This is a genomic window from Gorillibacterium massiliense, assembly GCF_000455485.1.
Taxonomy (GTDB): Bacteria; Bacillota; Bacilli; order Paenibacillales; family NBRC-103111; genus Gorillibacterium; species Gorillibacterium massiliense.
In genome coordinates this window covers 61,896-81,794 of record NZ_CBQR020000025.1, presented here as the reverse complement: position 1 = coordinate 81,794, position 19,899 = coordinate 61,896, and the positions used below count along the sequence as shown (strand labels likewise).

General features: G+C 50.1%; 19 protein-coding genes and 1 pseudogene. 4 read left to right on the top strand and 16 right to left on the bottom strand.

Annotated elements, in window-relative coordinates; translation table 11 throughout:
• The first annotated feature begins 25 nt into the window (after window positions 1-25).
• Window positions 26-976, top strand: coding sequence for a ribose-phosphate diphosphokinase (locus tag TJ79_RS03035; RefSeq protein WP_040948802.1), 951 nt, complete (start codon window positions 26-28; stop codon window positions 974-976).
• 1 nt (window position 977) lies between these two features.
• Here TJ79_RS03035 and TJ79_RS03030 read toward each other — a convergent pair whose 3' ends face one another.
• The 12 genes from TJ79_RS03030 to TJ79_RS02980 form a co-directional block, all read right to left on the bottom strand.
• Window positions 978-1,250, bottom strand: a complete 273-nt coding sequence (locus tag TJ79_RS03030) for an ATP-binding protein (protein WP_040948801.1) — start codon at window positions 1,248-1,250, stop codon at window positions 978-980.
• A gap of 279 nt (window positions 1,251-1,529) precedes the next feature.
• Window positions 1,530-2,405 carry an amidohydrolase family protein gene (locus TJ79_RS03025; protein ID WP_040948800.1) on the bottom strand — a complete coding sequence of 292 codons (876 nt, stop codon included), beginning with the start codon at window positions 2,403-2,405 and terminating at the stop codon, window positions 1,530-1,532.
• An 11-nt stretch (window positions 2,406-2,416) separates the two neighbouring features.
• Window positions 2,417-3,220, bottom strand: a complete 804-nt coding sequence (locus TJ79_RS03020; RefSeq protein WP_155987750.1) for a hypothetical protein — start codon at window positions 3,218-3,220, stop codon at window positions 2,417-2,419.
• Between the two features lie 65 nt (window positions 3,221-3,285).
• Window positions 3,286-3,549: a hypothetical protein gene (locus TJ79_RS25635; RefSeq protein WP_052339201.1), complete on the bottom strand. Its 264-nt coding sequence runs from the start codon at window positions 3,547-3,549 to the stop codon at window positions 3,286-3,288.
• A complete protein-coding gene (locus TJ79_RS03015) occupies window positions 3,546-5,525 on the bottom strand; it encodes a GNAT family N-acetyltransferase (protein WP_052339200.1) in 1,980 nt (659 codons plus the stop codon). Before TJ79_RS03015 ends, TJ79_RS25635 begins: the two co-directional genes overlap by 4 nt.
• Before the next feature lie 75 nt (window positions 5,526-5,600).
• The gene (locus tag TJ79_RS03010) at window positions 5,601-6,137 is read right to left on the bottom strand and encodes a DUF1697 domain-containing protein (protein WP_040948798.1); all 537 of its coding nucleotides are present in this window, start codon (window positions 6,135-6,137) and stop codon (window positions 5,601-5,603) included.
• Between the two features lie 40 nt (window positions 6,138-6,177).
• Window positions 6,178-6,972, bottom strand: coding sequence for a Nif3-like dinuclear metal center hexameric protein (locus TJ79_RS03005; RefSeq protein WP_040948797.1), 795 nt, complete (start codon window positions 6,970-6,972; stop codon window positions 6,178-6,180).
• A gap of 100 nt (window positions 6,973-7,072) precedes the next feature.
• Window positions 7,073-8,014, bottom strand: coding sequence for a GGDEF domain-containing protein (locus tag TJ79_RS03000; RefSeq protein ID WP_040948827.1), 942 nt, complete (start codon window positions 8,012-8,014; stop codon window positions 7,073-7,075).
• Between the two features lie 23 nt (window positions 8,015-8,037).
• Complete coding sequence (locus TJ79_RS02995) at window positions 8,038-8,904, bottom strand: EAL domain-containing protein (RefSeq protein WP_052339199.1); 867 nt, start codon at window positions 8,902-8,904, stop codon at window positions 8,038-8,040.
• Between the two features lie 206 nt (window positions 8,905-9,110).
• Window positions 9,111-10,202: a M24 family metallopeptidase gene (locus TJ79_RS02990; RefSeq protein ID WP_081756668.1), complete on the bottom strand. Its 1,092-nt coding sequence runs from the start codon at window positions 10,200-10,202 to the stop codon at window positions 9,111-9,113.
• Window positions 10,203-10,238: 36 nt separating this feature from the next.
• On the bottom strand, window positions 10,239-10,937 hold the full coding sequence (locus TJ79_RS02985) for a CPBP family intramembrane glutamic endopeptidase (protein WP_238322750.1): 699 nt from the start codon (window positions 10,935-10,937) through the stop codon (window positions 10,239-10,241).
• A gap of 150 nt (window positions 10,938-11,087) precedes the next feature.
• On the bottom strand, window positions 11,088-11,990 hold the full coding sequence (locus tag TJ79_RS02980) for a cation diffusion facilitator family transporter (protein WP_040948794.1): 903 nt from the start codon (window positions 11,988-11,990) through the stop codon (window positions 11,088-11,090).
• 575 nt (window positions 11,991-12,565) lie between these two features.
• On the opposite strand from TJ79_RS02980, the gene TJ79_RS02975 reads away from it, so the two are divergent.
• Window positions 12,566-13,432, top strand: a complete 867-nt coding sequence (locus tag TJ79_RS02975; RefSeq protein WP_081756664.1) for a YitT family protein — start codon at window positions 12,566-12,568, stop codon at window positions 13,430-13,432.
• Window positions 13,433-13,450: 18 nt separating this feature from the next.
• The gene (locus tag TJ79_RS02970) at window positions 13,451-14,311 is read left to right on the top strand and encodes an alpha/beta hydrolase (protein ID WP_040948793.1); all 861 of its coding nucleotides are present in this window, start codon (window positions 13,451-13,453) and stop codon (window positions 14,309-14,311) included.
• Between the two features lie 64 nt (window positions 14,312-14,375).
• On the opposite strand, the gene TJ79_RS02965 is transcribed toward TJ79_RS02970, so the two are convergent.
• The 4 genes and pseudogenes from TJ79_RS02965 to rpoD all read right to left on the bottom strand — a co-directional run bounded on the left by TJ79_RS02965 (window position 14,376) and on the right by rpoD (window position 19,199).
• A complete protein-coding gene (locus TJ79_RS02965) occupies window positions 14,376-15,818 on the bottom strand; it encodes a DHA2 family efflux MFS transporter permease subunit (RefSeq protein WP_420319368.1) in 1,443 nt (480 codons plus the stop codon).
• Between the two features lie 158 nt (window positions 15,819-15,976).
• Window positions 15,977-16,673: pseudogene (locus tag TJ79_RS02960) on the bottom strand (uracil-DNA glycosylase).
• Window positions 16,670-18,112, bottom strand: a complete 1,443-nt coding sequence (locus TJ79_RS02955) for a serine hydrolase domain-containing protein (protein WP_052339197.1) — start codon at window positions 18,110-18,112, stop codon at window positions 16,670-16,672. Before TJ79_RS02955 ends, TJ79_RS02960 begins: the two are co-directional and overlap by 4 nt.
• A 169-nt stretch (window positions 18,113-18,281) precedes the next feature.
• The gene (gene rpoD / locus TJ79_RS02950) at window positions 18,282-19,199 is read right to left on the bottom strand and encodes an RNA polymerase sigma factor RpoD (RefSeq protein ID WP_052339196.1); all 918 of its coding nucleotides are present in this window, start codon (window positions 19,197-19,199) and stop codon (window positions 18,282-18,284) included.
• A gap of 427 nt (window positions 19,200-19,626) precedes the next feature.
• Between rpoD and TJ79_RS02945 the strand changes: the two genes are divergently transcribed.
• On the top strand, window positions 19,627-19,890 hold the full coding sequence (locus TJ79_RS02945; protein WP_040948792.1) for a hypothetical protein: 264 nt from the start codon (window positions 19,627-19,629) through the stop codon (window positions 19,888-19,890).
• The last annotated feature ends 9 nt before the right edge of the window (window positions 19,891-19,899 follow it).

Genomic DNA, 19,899 nt, shown 5'->3' with positions numbered 1-19,899 from the left:
TTATCCAACCGATGGAGGGTTAACCATGAGCGGCAGTAAAATGAAGATCTTTTCCGGCTCGTCCAATCCGAAGCTGGCAGAGGAAATTGCAAAAGATTTGGGACAGCCTCTAGGCAAAGTTAAGCTATCCAAGTTCAAAAGCGGAGAATTGTACTGTTTGTACGAGGAAGGAATCCGCAATTGCGACGTATACTTGGTGCAGACCTTTTCTCATCCCATCAATGAACACTTCGTCGAACTGCTGGTCATGATCGACGCGGCTAAACGGGCATCCGCCCGCAGCATCAATCTAGTGCTACCCTATTACGGGTATTCCCGGCAGGAGCACAAATCCGCTCCCCGCAAACCCATCGCCGCGAAAATGGTAGCCGACTCCCTCACCACCGTAGGCGCCAACCGAGTCATTACCATTGATTTGCACGCTGCCGCGATCCAGGGCTTTTTCAATATCCCGATCAATCACTTGACCTCTCTCGATTTGATCGCCGATTATATCGTCAAGAAAAATATCCAGAATCCCATCGTCGTCTCGCCGGACGCAGGACGCGCGACCACAGCGGAGCGGCTGGCCAACATTTTGAACGCCCCCTTTGCGATCACCATCAAACAGCGGCCGGAGAACAGCGAACCGGTCATCACCCACGTCATTGGTGAAGTGGAAGGCCGCACGCCCATCGTCATCGAAGACATTATCGATACGGGCACGACGATCGTCAATGTAGTGGAAGGCCTCAAAGTACGCGGAGCGTTGGACGCTTATGTTTGCGCCACCCATCCGGTGTTTTCCGGACCGGCCCTTGATCGTCTCACCCACTCCCATATCGCGGAGGTTATCGTCACCGACACCATCGCCATTCCGGAAATTCGGGATCCGCGGATCAAAGTACTTTCCGTCGCCCCACTGCTCGCCAACGCTATCCGAATTTCTTGCGAAGGCGGCTCCATCAGCTCCTTGTTCAAATACGGCGGGGTATAGGCTACAACACCGTAAAGGAGCTGCCTTCTCTCGGTTTGCTCTCTGCGGATAAAGAGCCCAGATGCTCCAGAACGATCCACTTGGCTATGGCAAGTCCAAAACCGAAGCCTTCGGGATGCAACGACGCCGTGTCCGTTACCCGGTAACAACGGTCAAAAACCCGCTTCAAATGCTTCGCCTCCATTCCTGTTCCGGTATCGGAAACGGTGATGGAGGCTTTTTTGCTTGATCTTTTAAGTTCAACTTTAACATGCCCCGCTTGCGTATACTTCAAGGCATTACATTACTCTCCACCCAATTATGATAGAAACTTGTATAAAGTCATATTCACGCGAGCGGAGATCAGGGGGAACAAGGCGGCTAACGGGAAGGAAATTCTGAAATCGGTAGAAACGAGAACTCCCCTTGCAGAGGTATGAGTGGATTTATCCAAGCAGGTTGTCACCTAAGTTATACCTATTACTGGCGATTATGCATATAAAGGTGTTCCGGTAGCCGTTTATTAAAACAGAAAAGGCAGAGGGACGCTCCTCTGCCTTTCTGTTTTTTCCGATTATAGACTTTCAAGCCTTTCCTTCACACGTGGAAATACCCGAAGCGCATTGCGGTAAAAAACGTCGTCATGATGCTTTTCAGGAATGAGGCGCCGGACGAACTCGATGTACACGTCGATGGGAGCTAACGGCCAATCGGTGCCGAACAGCATTTTTTCATAATTGTCAGCATAGACGAGCGCTCGGCGAAAATGATCCATAAAAAGAGGTTCATTCTGGAATCTGTCGAACTTATGTTGATCACCAACAACCAGGCCGGAAAGATCCGCATAGACGTTAGGGTTTTTCGCCACAACCTCCGCCGCGTCCATCACCCACGGATCGCCCAGATGGCAGATCATGAAGCGCACGCCCCGCTGCTGGTAAGCCAATTCGTCGACCGTCAGCGGATGGGAGTACTTTAGCAACCCGTTCATCGAATACGTATCGCCGGTATGAATGACGACAGGCACATCGTATTTTTTGGCCAGTTCATACACCGGTCCGTACACCGGATCGGTAACGAAATAATGATAGTAACCGGCATATAGCTTAATTCCGGCAACTTCCTTGCTTTGCAATCGCTGCTCGATTCGGTCCAAATCCTCTTTCCCAGTGTCCGCGGCTAAGCGAACCGGATTGATTCCCACGCACTCCATCAGAAAAGACGGCATCGGCCGGGCCAGATCGAGCCCCATCGGATTCCCCGCCAGCGTATCCGGAAAAGCCGCCGGGGTTTCTTCTTCCACGCCCATCCCGATCCCCAAAATAACCCCGCTGCGTTCAAACTCGGCTTTTAAGCCTGCCACAGAGTAATCCACGCCTGATAAGTCCCGCGCCGTATGGTGAAAGCTTTGAATATCGGATAAATGGATATGGCAATCGATGATCGGCATAATCGTTTCTTCTACCTCCCGTTCCCGTCAAATCGAATGTCAACCAGGTTTTGCAATTCTTTATACGTAAGGGCCTCATCGGCAAAAGCGAAGAACACGGGAGCGGTCCATACCGTCTCATCTGCTGCCATCTGCATCCATTCCGACTCCCCGAACCCGATTACCTGATTGTTGGTATATAGCCACGCACTCGATCCAGGATGGCGGTTCACCATATGCAGGATGGCGGAGCGGCTATCCGATCCTATGCGAATCACGCCCTCGGATGAAATCTCCACGCCGCTTTGGCCGCAACGTGTCCGAAGATCGCCGTCTATTTCCACCCATCCTTGCCGAATCGACTCTCCTGGCAGGATGAAACCGTTCAAGTTGCTGCGGAAGTGGTTATAAGACAGCCCCGTACCATTGGTCAGACGAGTAACACAGCATAAAACGGAAGAACCCGGCAACATCAAGGTGAGGAGATCTAGTTTCAAGCCCTTGTTTTCGTCATGCTTAACGATATCCATATTCAGGCTGATACCGCTCCACTCATTGCCCAAACTGTCCGTCAGGCTGACAAACTCGGCACTGCAGCCCTCTTCATGCATGCTGAGAAGAGACATGCCTTGCACATCCGCGTGAATGCCGCCCATCCATGGATTCCACCAGGATCGGGGACCGGGTGTGGGGAACGAGGTATCCAGCCATTCTTCTCCACGATAAACAAGAGAGTGAATCGTAGCGCCGAAGGCAGGGGTTGCCTGAATCGAAAGGGTCCCATTGCTCATGGTCAGCGTTTCCCCGTGCTCTCCCTGCAGACGCTCCTGCCGCACCGGTTCATGGTTAACCGGGAAAACCGCTGAACTGCGGAAAAAGCGGATGTCCGGGGTAATCGCCTCTAAGCGGACCGCATACCCATCTTCCAGCCCATTCCCCGGAAGGGCGGTTTGCGCTGAAAACTGCTGTCCTCTTTGTCTATGCGAATACTCGTTACTGGGAATTTCCCTGTAGGCGATGAAAGCTTCATCTCGCCCGTAAGCGGCTGCTGCCTGTTTTGGCGAATTTCAAGCGCGGCATTTTCCGATACGAAAGGATTGCCGTCGTTTACCCTGAGTTCAAAATGGTCCTTCAAAAGCGGCTTGCGCGGATCCCGTTTCTTCACGGCATAGGAACGGAAATCCCACCAGTCGGTAAAGGTTCCGATGGAAGCCGCGTGGACGGCGTCCGCTTGATCTCTCCGTCGGCCAAAGACCCCAAAGCGTATTCAATGCCAAAATGCCATTCCGTCTTGACCAGTTTGCCCGAAGGATGCCACATGAAGCCATGGGACAAATTCTCTCCGGCGCTGTACAGCCAGTTTTCGGAAATGTTCGCGATATCCCAATCATCATAATCCGCTGCAAACGGATCCTTCAAATCGTAATACTCTCCCCCATAGGGAAGAACGAGCCGATGCGGCGAATGGAAAAAAGCATCGATGAGGAACAAATCCTCTTCCGCCGCTTCACCGGAAGCATTGCGAACTTCGTAATAATGCTCGGCCATACCATTGGAAGAGAGAAGGACAGTACGGGTGAAGGTAATACCCGGAAAATCCTCCGACTGATAATCCGCCTCCAAAACCATCTGGTCGCCGGCTTTATAGGTGCGAACCTCTTCCGCTTTTTTCTTGGAAAACTCTTGAGAATAAGGTTTCCCTAACCGCGGTGATATCCACCATGTTTTATAGGTCCCCTGATAATGAGAGGCCCACAGGTCATTGTTCGTTTTATTCAAGCCGATGGTGTAGGGACCGTTCACAATAAGCCAGTTATCTCCTGCATCTCCGCCAAAACGCCCGGCGTTGCCTTTGAACACGGCGTGGAGCTTCCGTTCAAAGCAGATGGCCGCTCCCCCTTCCGGCTTCGCCGTCATCTTCACCGTCTCCGAGTATAAGCCGAATTTCTTCAGCGTATAGGAAACCGCGACGGTCCTCTTTTCTTTTGCCGGGATGCGGAGCTCGATGTCACTATCCTGAAACTCGATGAAAGAAGCTTCGGGCAGCGAAAACGAAAAGACCGCGGCGGTATCGTAATGGTTCTCAAAAGTCAGGTAAGCCAGCTCCGGCACATCCAGATATTGCTCCTGCTCCTTCACTTCCAGCTTCACCTTAGCCGGAAACTTCGGCGCGATCCCGGTGCGGAATTCCGCCCGCTTGCCGTTGATTCGCCACTCGGAGGTTACCACCGGGTGGGTTTTCCAATCGCTTTGCTCCTCCAGCACCGGATCGAGAAAAAACTCACCTTCGACGGTGACCGTGTCTTGTACCTGTACGGTTTTTTCCAGATCGAAGCGGATATTTTTATCGTCTCTGCCCTTAACGGTGCATTCAAGAGGGGCGCCGGATTTGTTGCGGATGACATACCGGACCGGATACCCGCATCCGAACACGAGATCATGAGTGGCAATCTCCGCATGAATGGAATAATCGTCGCTTTCGATCAGCCTCAAGCCTCTGCCGGTTTTTTCGAACTCGACCCGAAGAGAAGAGCCTTCTTTTTCCCAGCTGTATTCAAAATAATCAAACCCGCTTTCCCGCCTGCCGTCAGGCTTGACCTCGATGGGCCGAACGCTGTCGGCATACCAATCCAACCGGTCCAGATAAGGCTTTAGCGCTTCTGTTTGAAGAACCGTGGGAATAAAATTCATCAAATGAACGGTGTTGTCTTTCCTCTCCCAAAAGAACCCGCATTTTTTGTACATGGGAACCGCCTTCGTATTACCCGCCCATGTAAATAGGTCCAGCCGCGGCCAGCCCATCTCCACCGTTGTCTCCACCGCTTTTAAAATCAGCGACCGTCCTACCTTGTGGCCGTGATAATCGGGTCTTACGTTAAGCAAAGGCACGTACAAGGCACCTTCGTCCATTTTGTACGGAGAGAAGCTGCAGAACCCAATAACCTCATCTCCATCCACGGCGAGAAACACCTTCAGATTGCCCGCATTTTCCAACTCGCGGGTCACGCTTTCGGCAGTTCGCACCCGATTGCCGCCGCCCCAGCTTTCCTGACTCCGGTTCCACATCTCGGCCACAGCTTGCGCCCACTTCGGCTCGTATTCCACAATTAAAACTTCTTCCCGTACATTTACTGAACTCATAGGATCACCCCAGTTTCGATTTACTCTACTTCAAGAGTAGAATAAGACTGACGTGTTGCGAAAGAGAATGTTTAGTTAAAAAGATTTGATCATATCCGCCAGTTTGCGGACAGTGTTCCAATTGCGCGCCGTTGCCGGAACGCCCAGTTTGGATAGAGCGGCGGCCAGCTTGGAATCCCGGACACCTTGAGGGAGGAACAAGTATATATCTCTACCGTTTACCCGAAAGTCATCATGCTCCGCTTTAACGGCTTTGAGTTTATCGATTCCTTTTTGAGGTGGCTCAACAGGCAATAGGGCGACTTGAACGTTATCCGCTGATGAATCTTCTGCCGATAGATAGGGGCAATCCAGCATCATCCGCTCCCACTCGGCTGCCGTGCGCAATACGACGGATACCGACATCCCAAAGGTAGCTGCAATCCCTTGCTCCAGCTTGGTGCGCAGCGGTTCTTCCTCTTCCTCCGATTGAAAAACAACGTTACCGCTTTGGATATAGGTTTGCACCTGACTAAGACCGAGCTGTTCCATCATAAGCTTAAGCTCCGCCATTTTCATCCGGGTGTTGCCGCCGACGTTGATTCCCCTAAGAAGCGCAATATAATTGGACATGACGAATCCCTCCTTATGAGTTGATCACAGAATAAGCCGATTACAGCACGCGAAAAAGCGGACGCTGCGCCAGAAAATGCACGGGGACTGCCGGAAATGCCTCTTGCAGCCACTCAGCCAACCGCTCCATGCCCGGTTCCTCGCTTGCCCCGTGGCCGATAAACAGCATCGTTTTGTTCCGGCCTTGATGTGTCGCATCCCGCACATATTCGGGAGCTTCCCACTCCTGCCCCTCCCCTGCAATGATCAGATCCAGCTCTTTTTCAGCAAAAAGTGGGATCGTCACCGACCCGCCGCCCCTGTAGCCAACAGCTACGCCAACGCGCGATACCGGATTGGAAGCGTTGCCGGTAACCCGCACGAAAGGGACGCCTAGCTTGCTTTTCACCCATGCGGCGATCTCTTCCACCGTCATTGGCGGCAAGCTTACAACCGTGGCTGCTGGAAGGATCTCCTCAATATTAGATTGCCACTGGAGCGCCTCCACCAAACCTTGTGTAATGCCGTCCGGCTTATACCGGTGAACATAATCATGGCAGCGGAAAACGGCAATGCCGCTTTCCTCCAGAAGACGGCGCTTTTCCAAATAAACGGCGTTCTGCGCAAGAGCATCCTTTTGATCGTGATGGCTGTAAAAAGGTCCCTCATGAGAAATGATCAAATTTATGCCTAGCTTGATCGCATCTTCCAGCACCTCTTGCGTTAAAAGAAAAGTCACGCCTACTCCGGACACTTCCGTTTCCGGATTCCCCGGCTCCAGCTTATCCACCGTCATCTCCAGGCGGCCAACCGGTTCGATCAGCTTGTCCACTACTTGTTGAATCGTTACGGTCATCCTTCGACCCTCGTTTCCTAAAAATCTCAACATCTCTATCATACTATAAAATACCATTTTAACGAAAAAGAGACCCGCTTTAGCACCAGCAAGGCCTCTTCTATGCATTAACCAAATAGCAGCTTCCTTTGTTCTTTTTGCAGCTTTTTTTGACCAGAGCCGCGTATTCCACAAGCTCTTCCACGTTTGCAAACGTTCTGTCAACGTTAGTCACCACCGCGATGGATAAGGAGACCAAGGCGATCTTCTCCTTCACCCCTTGGCGATTTTCCGCGATGACATATTGCTGGCGGATATGTTCGCTATGATAAAACCCTTCTACCATATTATCGAATTCCTCAAGTATCGTTTCGCAAAGGGTAGCGATATCGCAATGGTCGAGCACGGCGATAAAATCGTCTCCCCCGATATGTCCCAGAAAATAACCTCGCTTCGCCACTTCTTTTTTCAACAGCTCGGCGGTAGCTTGCAGGAGATCGTCTCCTTTTTTGAAACCGTATGTATCGTTATAGGCTTTAAAGTAATTCAAATCAAAATATAATACGCTGAACCGTTCCTTGTGCAAGATCTCGTTCAGCATCTCGTCAATGATGTGATTACCCGGCAGACGGGTGAGGGGATTCAAGAAACTGGCAAATTCCACTTGCACCTCGACCAGCTTCATAAGCAGCGTTTGAATGCTAACAATGCCGACATACTTGTTTTCTTTTGTCACGATGACATAATCATACCGATGCTCTTCATCCCGATCCATAGCCAGCTTGCTTACTTCCGTAATGGATTGGAAATAGTCGACGATGAGCGTTTCCTTATTCCCGATGAGTTCAATGGACCTGCCCATGTACAGATTATACCCGTATAAGGAGCCCATCTTTTGATAAAAAAAAGTCCGTGTGATCAGGGAAATCGGCGCGTCCTGATTGACGACCACGATCCCTTGTATCTTTTTGTTCTCGCTAAACATCTTGTCTACGGCTCTGCTTAATGCATATTGAGGAATACAAGGTGCAAGCTCAACAATGTCACCAATATAGGCCGGCATCAGATCCATCTTCTTCCTGAAAATTATAAACACATACGTCCAGGAATGATTTCTTCCTGGGGCTTGCCCAAAATATACCCCTGTCCGTATTGTACCCCATGTTCACGAATATAGGATAATTCTTCCACAGTTTCAATCCCTTCAGCTATCATTTCTGTCGAGGAATGATTGGAATATTCGATGATCAGCTTCACTAGTTGCTGTTGCTCCCGGTTTTTGTCGATATTGCGGATCAAGGACATGTCCAGCTTAACGAATTCGGGCTTCAAATAGATTAACGTTTTCAAACTGTTGTATCCGGAGCCTACATCATCAATGGCAATGCGAAAGCCTTGTGAACGGTAATTGGAAAGAACCTTTTCGAATAGCTTAAAGTCGGTAACGGCTGTTTTTTCCGTCAACTCAAAAACCACTTGTTCCGGTGCGATCCCGAGCCGTGAAAGAAGATGGAGGGTTTCTCCGCTATGATAAGTGGAGTCGAGCAAGACCTGGGGATGAATGTTTATAAAAAGCAACGACGCTCTATCGTGAGCTTGGGGTTGATAACGTTCGATAAACCGCTTGAGGGAGATATTGCGGCAGTAGCATTCAAATAGAAAAACTTGATTCGTCTGGCCGACAAAATCGTAAAAATGCTCCGTATTCGGGAATAGCGGGGTGCGAGCTGGACGGTTCAAGGCTTCATATGCCATGGTTTCCCCGGAATCCAGACGAAGAATAGGCTGAAAAAAGGTATTCAATGCATCGGTTTTCATTATTTTTTGCAATTCCTTCAACCTGCGGTAATACAAAACTTCCTGTTTTCTTCGGTCGTTTAAATGCTTTAAATAAGATTGCAGCGGATGGCTCCCGATAAAAGAAAATAGCTGGCTGTTGATCCGGGCTTGCATTTGTACACCTACTTCTATGCAATTTCATCTCTTTTGATTTTCGTTAAAGATCCGTTCCTTGTACGCTCCTTTCATTTTTGCATGAATTTGTTAAGGACATGTCAATTTTTGTCGTTTCTTATGTTAAACTGTCCGACTCACGGCCTAGGCGGCACGCAAAAAAAGGCCCGCATACTCATGCAGGCCTCCCTATTCGCAATAACCGATCAAACGCCGATGACCGTCAATTCCTTTGAGAAAGTCGTCAGCACTTCTACACCGTTTGCGGTGACCCGCACATTGTCCTCAATGCGCACGCCGCCCAAGCCGGAGATGTAGATGCCAGGTTCCGCTGTGAATACCATGCCCTCCCGGACCAGATCCTGATTTTTACCATGAATCGAAGGATATTCGTGAATCTCCATACCGAATCCGTGCCCGGCCCGGTGATTGAAATATTCGCCATATCCATGGTCGATAATAACTTGGCGCGCCGCCAGATCCAGACTGCCCAGGGTTACGCCAGGACGCACCGCCTGAATCATCGCCTCATTCGCTTGCAGTACGATGTTGTAAATTTCCTTTGTCTTGTCATTCACTTCGCCGACAGCGAAGGTTCGGGTGATGTCTGATGCATAACCGTCAACGAATACCCCGCAATCGAACAGCAGCAGCTCCCCTTCCCGGACCAATTCATAGCCCGGAATACCGTGGGGAAGCCCGGTTTTTTCACCAGCCAATACCATCGTGTCAAAAGATGGCCCTTCTGCGCCGAGCTTCTTCATCCGGTACTCCAGCTCTGCTACGATATCCAGCTCGGTTATGCCCGGTTTCACGATGGATAAGGTGGAACGCAGCGCATCTTCGATGCAAACGATCGCTTTTTTGATAGCGACGACCTCATCCTCGCTCTTGATTACGCGAATATCCGCCAGTTTCCCGTCCATTCCGACAAAATCCTTTGCCCCTGTCGCTTCCATCAAACCATGATAGCGGTTCACGTTCAAATGCTCCGCCTGAATGCCAGCCCGGACGTATGTACCCTTTAAGAGACCGCGCAGAACCTCGTATGGATTATCCGTATCCTCGTGAGAATAAATTCGGCTCACGCCGGACACACGCACCGCTTTTTCATAATCCAACACCGGAACCAGGAGAAACGGCTCCTCGCCGCGTGGACATACAAGCGCCATAAAGCGCTCGTGAGGGTCCGAGTAAAAGCCCGTAAAATAGTAAACCAGCTTGGGTGAAGTGATAAAGGCAACATCCAAAGCTTCGACCTTAAGAAGAGTATTGAGTTTATCCAATCTTTCTTTCACGGTTTTCATCGCCTTTCTGACTGATCTTTAACGATATCACAAAATAAACCGGATCGCCAACCGATAAAACAAATCCGAAAAATTATGGCAGACCACGGGAGCCAATATACTTTTGGTCCTTAAATACATGATGCTATAGATGATGCCAAGCCCAAATGCAAGGGCAAGCTGGAGAGGATCGTAGTGAAGGCTGAATGGAGCCCAGGATATAAAAATGTGCCCGATGGAAAAGAAGATGCTGGACAAAAGAATGAGCACGCCCTTCGTCTTCCGCTCAACTGGTTCATGATGATCCCCATTCCCAAAAGCGAGAAACAAAAGCTGAATGACAAACACACGAAAAAAGGGTTCCTCACCTGTTCCCGGCAGCAAACCGTAGCACATGAACTCTTTAATCAGATACAATCGGCTCACAGTTCCAAGCCCGGCTGTGAATCCATTCGCCCCCATGTCAATGAGCAGTTTTCCAATTCCCATATACAAGATAGGGTACAGTATGATAAAGGCGAAAATAAACCGTAAGCTGCTAGTGAAACTGCGGAGGTTGAATCCCAGTTCAGTCAGCGGTTTGCGAAAGATTCCCTTCAATAACAAGTATGTAAAGGCGATCTGAACCACATACCACAATATCATTTGGGTAAATTCGGCTTCCAGTCCCCACCTTTGCAGCGCTTCTACGATAAAAGCCGACGGTCCCCTTGCGTCATAAGATAGATAATTCGTTACTTGCTGCATGAAAAAAATGAGGAATAATATAACCAAGCAGATCCGAAACAGCTTCCATTTGTTCCACCTAGCGGCAATCATCCTGGGATAAACCTCCAATATCGCTTAAGACCCGAAAGATACATCCTAAATTCATTCGCGATATGAGGGATTTTTCCTTCACGCCGATGAGGATGGAGAAGGAAGCGAGTTCTCTTTAATAAAGGGTTCAATATGAACGTGAACATGGCGGATTTTATGATTTTTAAAAAGCCGCGTTTCAATGGCGTCGCTGATCATGTGGCTTTCCTTGACGCTTAAGTCCTGATCGACATAAACGGTCAGATCGACAAACACGTGATTGCCCTGAAAGCGGGCACGAATGTCTTTGACCTGCTCGACACCCGGTGTTTTATTCACGGTTTCCTGAAAAGCCACGATCATCTCTTCGTCAAAACCATCTGTCAAGGAATGGGTCGCTTCCCGAAATATATCCCATGCCGTCTTAAGAATAAGTGCGCCGACTATGATCGCAGCGATGGGATCCAAAAGCGGAATCCCTAACTGAGCGCCGACTATCCCCGCAAAAGCCCCGATGCTTACATAGGCGTCGGAGCGGTTGTCTTTAGCTGCAGCCATCAGCGCTTTGCTGTTGATTTTCAGCGCCAAACGATGGTTATACCGGTATACCGCAAGCATGATGACGGCACACCCGACAGCTGTCCACGCCGCTATCATATCAGGAGCAGCATCCATCGGGTTGATGATTTTTTGAATCGTACTGAACAGCACCTGCAGGCCAACCCCGGTCATGATTAGAGATGCAATGAGAGCCGCCACAGTCTCAGCCCGAAAATGGCCGTACTGGTGGTCATGGTCAGGAGGACGGCGGGATATTTTCAAGCCGATCAGTACAGCTGCGGAGGCGACGATATCCGTCGCGTTATTGAGTCCGTCCGCCCGCAGCGCATCCGAACCGGCACTCCAACTGATCATCAACTTAATTCCAGCCAGAAAAACATAGGCAAGGATGCTGATCCATGCCCCTCTTTCGCCTTCTTTTATACTCTCGTATTCGGACACTATACTAACTCCCCCATAAAAAGAATACTTGATCATCATACCTCTCACTATTTATGTGAGTCTAGAGAAACAGTTTTGCCTATAGGCCAAATCCTCATTTATGCTTAGTCCAGCACGATCTCCAAACCCCTTTTTTCTGTCCGCATATACTATTTCAGGGATTTCGAAAGGGGTGAGACTTATGGGAGTTGTAGAAACAGAACACAAATCATCATCATCCGCCGCATTTATTCTCGTTCTCTTTATTCTGCTCGTGATCGTTCTTGTATCTTTCAGCGGATTCTATTAAAGAGGAAAAGGCGGATCCGTTAGGTTCCGCCTTTTTCTAAACCATTTTTCTGGTCGAGCCTATACCTGAGAATCATAAATTCATCCCAAACAAGAAAAAGCCCGATCAGCTTGTCTGGCCGACTGGACTCTGCGTGTTCCCAATTGTATCATGATAATGGGAAAAAGCTTATGACCTATATCTCCGGTGAGATTAGTCATAGCAATCATGCCGATAAATATTTATGATTGCCATGGAAAATAATAACTCGCAGCTCATTTACCAAATGAAAAGAAGGTACATATCCATGAAGCCGCTTCAATCCGCCTCTCTCTTGCGTCCAGCCTTTCTTGTCAGATCCTTGTGGGAGGTTGGCATCATGTTTCTCTCCTCCCTGCTCCTTGCAATCGGGCTCAATTTCTTTCTCGTCCCGCATCAACTGCTTTCCGGCGGTGTAACCGGCGTCACTTCCATTATCGGTTATGTAACGAACATGAAGATTTCTTTTCTCTATTTTGCGCTCAATATCCCCCTTGTCATCTGGGGCTGGAAAATCGTCGGCCGCAAATATATCGTCTTAAGCCTGCTGTGTATTCTGTTCACCGTTTGGCTTCTTGAAGTTGTTCCCATCGTTCAAATATCCAAAGATCCGATCATGTCATCGGTTGCCGGGGGAATCATCAGTGCCGTGGGTATCGGTATCGCACTACGCGTCGGCGGATCAACCGGCGGATTTGATATCATCGGCTCCATCGTCACCCGTACCCGAGACTTCCCGATGGGTACCCTTTTGTTTATTTTAAACGGCCTCGTTATCCTGGTGCTTGGCTTCACGAAAAATTGGGATTTGGCGCTATACTCCATGCTGTCCACCTTCGTGAAGGGAAAAGTCGTCGATATGATTCACGTGGGACATGTAAAAGTCACCTGTTTCATCATAACCAAAGAAACGGACCGAATGCTCAAGCAGCTCAGACAGCTTCCCCACGGCATTACCTGCATGGAAACGAAAGGCGGCTACAGTGATGAACATAACAGCATGCTGATGACGGTAACAACCCGCTACGAGCTGACAGCCTTACGCAAGGCCATCCTGGAAGTCGACCCTAATGCATTCATGAATGTCGTAAATTCAAGCGAAATCGTCGGACGCTTTGCGAGACCGAAAAAATAAGCGGTAAGCGGGGATCATATGACAAATGGAAATTGGCGGTTTGAAGAATGGAAATGGGATCTGACCGACAGAACCAAGATGTACGCCTGTGGCTGGCTGCCCATCGATGAGAAACGGATGAAGGGTGTCATTGGCCTTGTACATGGAATGGGTGAGCATGCCGGGCGGTATGTTCATGTCGCTGAGGCTTTTGCGGCAAAAGGCTATGCTGTACTTTCCTTCGATCAACGGGGGCACGGGCAAACAGGAGGAAAACGTGGGCACACCCCTTCCTATGAAGCGCTGCTAATAGGCATCGACATGCTTGTCTGGGAGCAACGAATTCGTTATCCGAATCTCCCCTTCTTTCTCTATGGGCACAGTATGGGCGGAAACGTAACGCTTAATTATTTGCTTAGGCGCAAACCCGATATAGCCGGAGCTCTGGTGACGGGGCCATGGTTGGAGCTTGCCTTCAATCCACCCGTTATACAAACCGCTGCCGGGTGGCTGATGGAAAAGGTTTATCCCGGCTTCAGCATCAAACAGACGTTGCGAGCCGAGGACTTAACGTCAGATCCGGTGATGATCCGGAAATTGTTGGACGACCCCCTTTACCACAATGTGATAACAGCCGGATTCTATTTTGCCGTAAGGCAGGCAGGCGCATGGGCTCTTGCCCACTCCTCCGAGCTCACCGTTCCGCTACTGCTGATGCACGGAGGTTCTGATCCGGTCACCTCTCTTCCCGCAAGCAAAAGGTTCGCCGAAGGAGCGGGAATTCATTGCGAATTCATGGAGTGGCCAGGTTATAAGCATGAGATCCATAACGATACGGGCCGTGCGGCTGTGATCGCCTATATGCTCGATTGGCTGAACGATCGGGTGGCTGCAAACTGAGCCCCTCCCTACTCTCATAACAAAAAGACCTGGACGAATTTCGTCCAGGTCTTTTTATTGAACTTTAATGCATGGATATTTGCGGATTACCTTCAGGCGCTTTCGTACGCTTCAGGAAGAAGCCGCAGACGAGCGCTGCAAAGCCGAAGACAAGTGCCACGGTAAAGGAGGTCTGTACCCCTTGCACCAAGCCGTTCACCGCTTCCTCCGGCGCCATCGGGTTGGCCGATTGCGCCAGATACGATTTGGCGGACGAACTCATGATGCTGACGAACAGCGCGGTACCGATTGCGCCGGAAACCTGCTGCAGCGTGTTGAGCACAGCCGTACCATGCGGATACAGATGACTGGGCAGTTGGTTCAGCCCCGTCGTTTGCGCCGGCATCATGACCATGGCGATGCCGATGACCATGATGATATGCATCGCGATAATGGTTCCCGAGCTAGTGTTGGCATCCAACCCGCTAAACAGATAAATCGCTATACAAACGATGACCAAACCGGTAGGGACGAGCACTCGCGGCCCAAACTTGTCAAACAGCAAGCCGGTAATCGGCGACATCAGCCCGTTCAGCACGCCACCAGGCAAGAGGATCAATCCTGCGCTGAAAGCGGAGAGCATGATGGCATTTTGCAGATACAACGGCACGAGGATATTCATCGAGAAAAGCGACATCATCATGATTAAAAGCAGTACAGCCGTTAAAGAGAACATCGGATATTTGAACACCCGAAGCTCCAAAAGCGGCTCCTTCATCACCAATTGGCGCCAGACAAATAAAACAAGCGCGATGCCGCCTACGATCAGAAAGGAATACACTTCCGGGCTTGACCAGTTGTATTTGGCCGTGTTGCTGAAACCGTACACGATTCCGCCGAAGCCGATAGTAGAAAGGATAATGGATAGGACATCCACCCGCGGCTTGGTCAGATGAGAGACATTGCGCAAATAAATCGCCGCAAAAATAACCGAAAACAACGCGAGCGGCACAACAAGATAGAACAACCAACGCCAGTCAAGAGAATCCACGATAAGACCGGACAGCGTCGGCCCGATGGCCGGTCCGGTCATGATAACGAGCCCGATCATGCCCATGGCCGCTCCCCGCTTTTCCGGCGGGAAGATAATTAAGATCGTATTCATCAAGACGGGAATCAAGAGCCCCGTTCCCAGTGCCTGGATGATGCGACCAACCAGCAAAACAGCAAAGGACGGTGCCAAGCCGCAGACAACAGTACCCACGAGGAAGAAGGACATCGCCGTCAGAAACATCTGTCTCGTTGAAAACCATTGCTGCAAGAGCGCCGTTACCGGAACAAGCACACCGATGACCAGCATGTAGACGGTAGCGAGCCATTGCACGCTGTTTTCCGCAATGCCAAATTCCTTCATGATGTCAGGAAAGGCGATGTTCAGCAGCGTCTCGTTCAGGATCGATACGAATGCGCCGATGATCAGGCTGGCAACGATCGGTCCTCGTTTAACTCCGGACAAATCCGGGGACAGTCCGGTCTTTCCTACAGTATTCTCCACTCGCTTCACCCCACATCTCTTTTTTCTCTATTGAACGCAAAGACGGTCCAATGGTTCTAATCTTAGCGGAATCCATCTTCTTGTCAAGATAAATGTGGCGATTTCGTGAATAGCTTGCCCATTTCGACAAGCTATTCCAAACCAGTAACGGGCATCTGCCACTCGATTTCCTTTTGCCCGATGGAACGCAGTCTTTCATTGGCTGCGGAAAACGGGCGGCTGCCGAAAAAGCCGTTATACGCCGACAACGGACTAGGATGAGCGGCGCGAATGATGAAATGGCGGGAAGCGTCAATGAGCTTTTCTTTCTCCTGGGCAGGTCGTCCCCACAATAGAAAGATAACCGGCTGCTCCCTGCTGTTCAGAAGTGAGATAATGGCGTCGGTAAACGTCTCCCACCCCCATTTTTTATGGGAATGAGCCTCGCCTGCCCGGACGGTAAGCACCGTGTTGAGCAGCAGCACGCCCTGCTTCGCCCAGAATTCCAGATTGCCATCAGCAGGAATATCGCAGCCTAGGTCATTATGCAGCTCTTTAAAAATGTTTTTGAGCGAAGGAGGAAGCTTGACTCCGGGATTCACGGAAAAGGCCAATCCGTTGGCTTGTCCCGGACCGTGATAAGGATCTTGTCCCAAAATGACGATTTTGACCGCATCATAGGGGATAGCATGGAGAGCCGCAAAAAATCCGCTCCTTTGGAGGATATACCGTATGCTCCCGGTATTCATCGGCCAGCCTGTCCATTAAGCTCCGAAAATAAGGTCTCTCCATTTCTGGATGCAGCAATTCCTCCCATCCGCCGGAAAGATGGAACGTATGGAACGTCATCCTGTCTCCCCCGCGGCCTGCACCGGAATGTTCACCCAATCGGTCGGACCGAAGGCAACATTCACCTTTACATCGATGCTAAAGGGTTCATCGCCGAACCGGCATTTTATCGAATAATAGAATGGGGTTTCAATCAACCGAATCACAAGCAGCAAGGTGTCAGGCGTCTCCCAAGTGCAGGCGGACATCGTCTTTTCCGGGAACTTCCGGATTAGGCTTGTTGTTCCTTCGAGCCACTTGCCTCGGCCAAAACGAAACTCCGTTGCTGCCTCGCCCTGCGATATGCGGCAGGCAACCGCCTCATCTTCAAATGAGAGGGATAATGCCCCGATTTGAAAAGGATTGGCAACGAATGAATAACTGACGGATAAGAGATCCTTCTCTAGCGGGGAGTAATCCTCCGTACAGGGAGGGAAAAGCCGTAAACTCTGTAATTTCTCCCGTAGAACTTCCGTTTCCTGTTCGTTCGGCTCAAGCCTGCCCGGTGAAAAAGCCGGTAAAAGATGAGTCCAGACCACGTCCAATAAAATTTGCATGTCTCCGACAGCCGAGGTTACCGCTAAAACCGCATCTTGCTCCGGCATCACGATGCAATACTGGCCGAATGCTCCGTCTCCACGATAAACGCCAACAGGCTTACATCGCCAAAATTGATAGCCGTAACCACAGCCCCAGTCTTTTTCGCCGTTGTCGTTGGAGATTTGCTTCGACGAAGCTTTTTCCACCCATTCCTCCGGAATCAGGCGCTGTCCGTTCCATAACCCTTTTTGCAGATAAAGCTGACCGAACTTGGCGATGTCTTCCGTTTTGAGATTGAGACCAAATCCACCGCAATGGATGCCCTTCGGACAGGATTCCCACATCGCACCGCTTATGCCGAGTGGTTCCATTATCCGAGGTTGCAAATAATCGAGCAGCTTCTGCCCCGTTACTTTTTGCAAGATTGCCGAGAGAATATAGGTAGCTCCACTATTATATAGGAACACAGTTCCAGGCTCATGGATAACGGGCGTCCGCATAAACAGGCGCACCCAATTGTCGTCAGCGTCAATGCGGGTTAAGGGATCATCCTCTTGTCCGGTACCCATCGTCAGCAGATGATGAACAGTCATGCTCCGCAAATATTCCGAAGCGTCGGCCGGTGTCTCCTCCGGAAAAAACGACACCACTTTGCTGTCCAGTGTCATGAACCCTTCCGAGATAGCCAAACCCACTGCGGTAGAGGTAAAGCTTTTGCTCAAGGAAAACAGCATATGCGGCAAATCATGCTCATAAGGAGCCCACCAACCTTCCGCCGCAACCGCCCCATGGCGCAGCAGCATGAAGCTGTGCAGTTCCAGTTCCTTCGTTTGCAATTCATGAAGAAACGCGGATACGGCTAGCGATGACAAGCCTAACTCTTCCGGTGATTTTCTTGGCAGTTTCCCCAATGCGCCCATTCGTTTCTCTTCCTCCTTTGAATGGCTAATTCTTAGCAAGCAGCTAATCCCATTTCATTGTACCCTTTAGGCTTGGAGGCCGATAGTTACAAATTGAGAACTTCTGGCATTAAAAAACTCCGGCAGGAGAGGGTAGATTTCTCTCCTGCCGGAGTCTCATTGATTCCATTTACTCCAGAAAATCCTTCAGCCGTTTGCTACGGCTCGGATGCCTCAGCTTGCGCAACGCCTTCGCTTCGATTTGCCGAATTCGCTCCCGTGTTACGCCGAATACTTTGCCAACTTCCTCCAGGGTTCGGGTTCTGCCGTCCTGAAGACCGAAACGAAGCCGAAGCACGTTTTCTTCTCTCTCGGTAAGAGAGTCTAGCACGTCCTCCACTTGCTCTTTCAGCATTTGATAATCGGCGGCATCTCCCGGCGAGACGACATCCTCATCTTCGATAAAGTCTCCCAAATTGGAATCGTGCTCTTCACCCACCGGGGTTTCCAAAGATACCGGCTCTTGAGAAGCCTTCATGATTTCAAGTACTTTCTCTGTGCTGATATCCATCTCTTTAGCAATCTCTTCGGGAGAAGGCTCTCTGCCCAAAGTTTGATGCAACTGGCGGGAAATCCGGGTCAACTTGTTGATCGTTTCGACCATATGAACGGGAATCCGGATGGTGCGAGCCTGATCGGCAATCGCTCGGGTGATGGCTTGGCGAATCCACCAGGTTGCATAGGTGCTGAATTTGAAGCCCTTGGTGTAATCAAACTTCTCTACGGCCTTCATGAGGCCCATGTTTCCTTCCTGAATCAGATCCAGAAAAGGCATTCCGCGGCCTACATACCTTCTTGCGATACTGACGACAAGGCGCAAGTTCGCTTCCGCCAATCGCCGTTGAGCGGCTTCGTCGCCTTGTTCCGAGCGCTTGGCCAGCTCGATCTCTTCCTCCGCCGTAAGCAACGGCACACGGCCAATTTCCTTCAAGTACATGCGAACTGGATCGCTGACCGCCACCCCTGGCGGAATCATCGTATCGTTAAGATTCGTCGTTTCATGAAACTGCTCAGCTTTCTCAAGTTCCGCGTAGTTTTCGCTGCTCATTCTCCGCCCCCTCGATGTTTGACAAAAGTTAAATCTTGTGGTATGTTTAGGTATTATTATAGTATATAAATGTGTTCGTTATTCTACCACAGTCATTTTCGGCCGTCAAATTTTTTTTTGACAATCGATCACTATCACAATCTTGCACAACAAGCATCCGTTAGCCTAGCAGCTGACGGTTTTTTTATCGTTACAGAATGTTTATGTTTGCTAAAGTGCTCAAGTACAAAACATTCACCTCTGAAACGCGGTCGCTCATCTTTATAAAGCCTCGATAGAGGTTTTCTTATGGACATATCTACTACGAAGCAACTCGTCCCAAAGTTTCAGCAAAAACCGATCAAATTTTTCATTTTAGTGAAAAAAAGAATCCCCGGCCAGAAAGCCGGGGGTAATCTTCTATCCGCATCACTTGGAGGGATTGCGCATGGAATGCCGGATCGGTTGCGCCGCTTGCTGTATTGTCATCTCCATCACTTCGCCCATACCCGATATGCCCTATGGCAAACCCGCAGGTATACGTTGCGCTCAACTCACGCCCGATAACGCTTGCCGGCTGTTTGGCAAACCGGAGCGTCCCCTGGTTTGTGGCAGCCTGCAGCCCGCTGAAGAAATGTGCGGCTCATGCAACGAGGATGCATTTCGGCTGCTATCGGATATGGAGCGGGTAACGAAGCCGGAACCGCGTTGATCCGTGGTC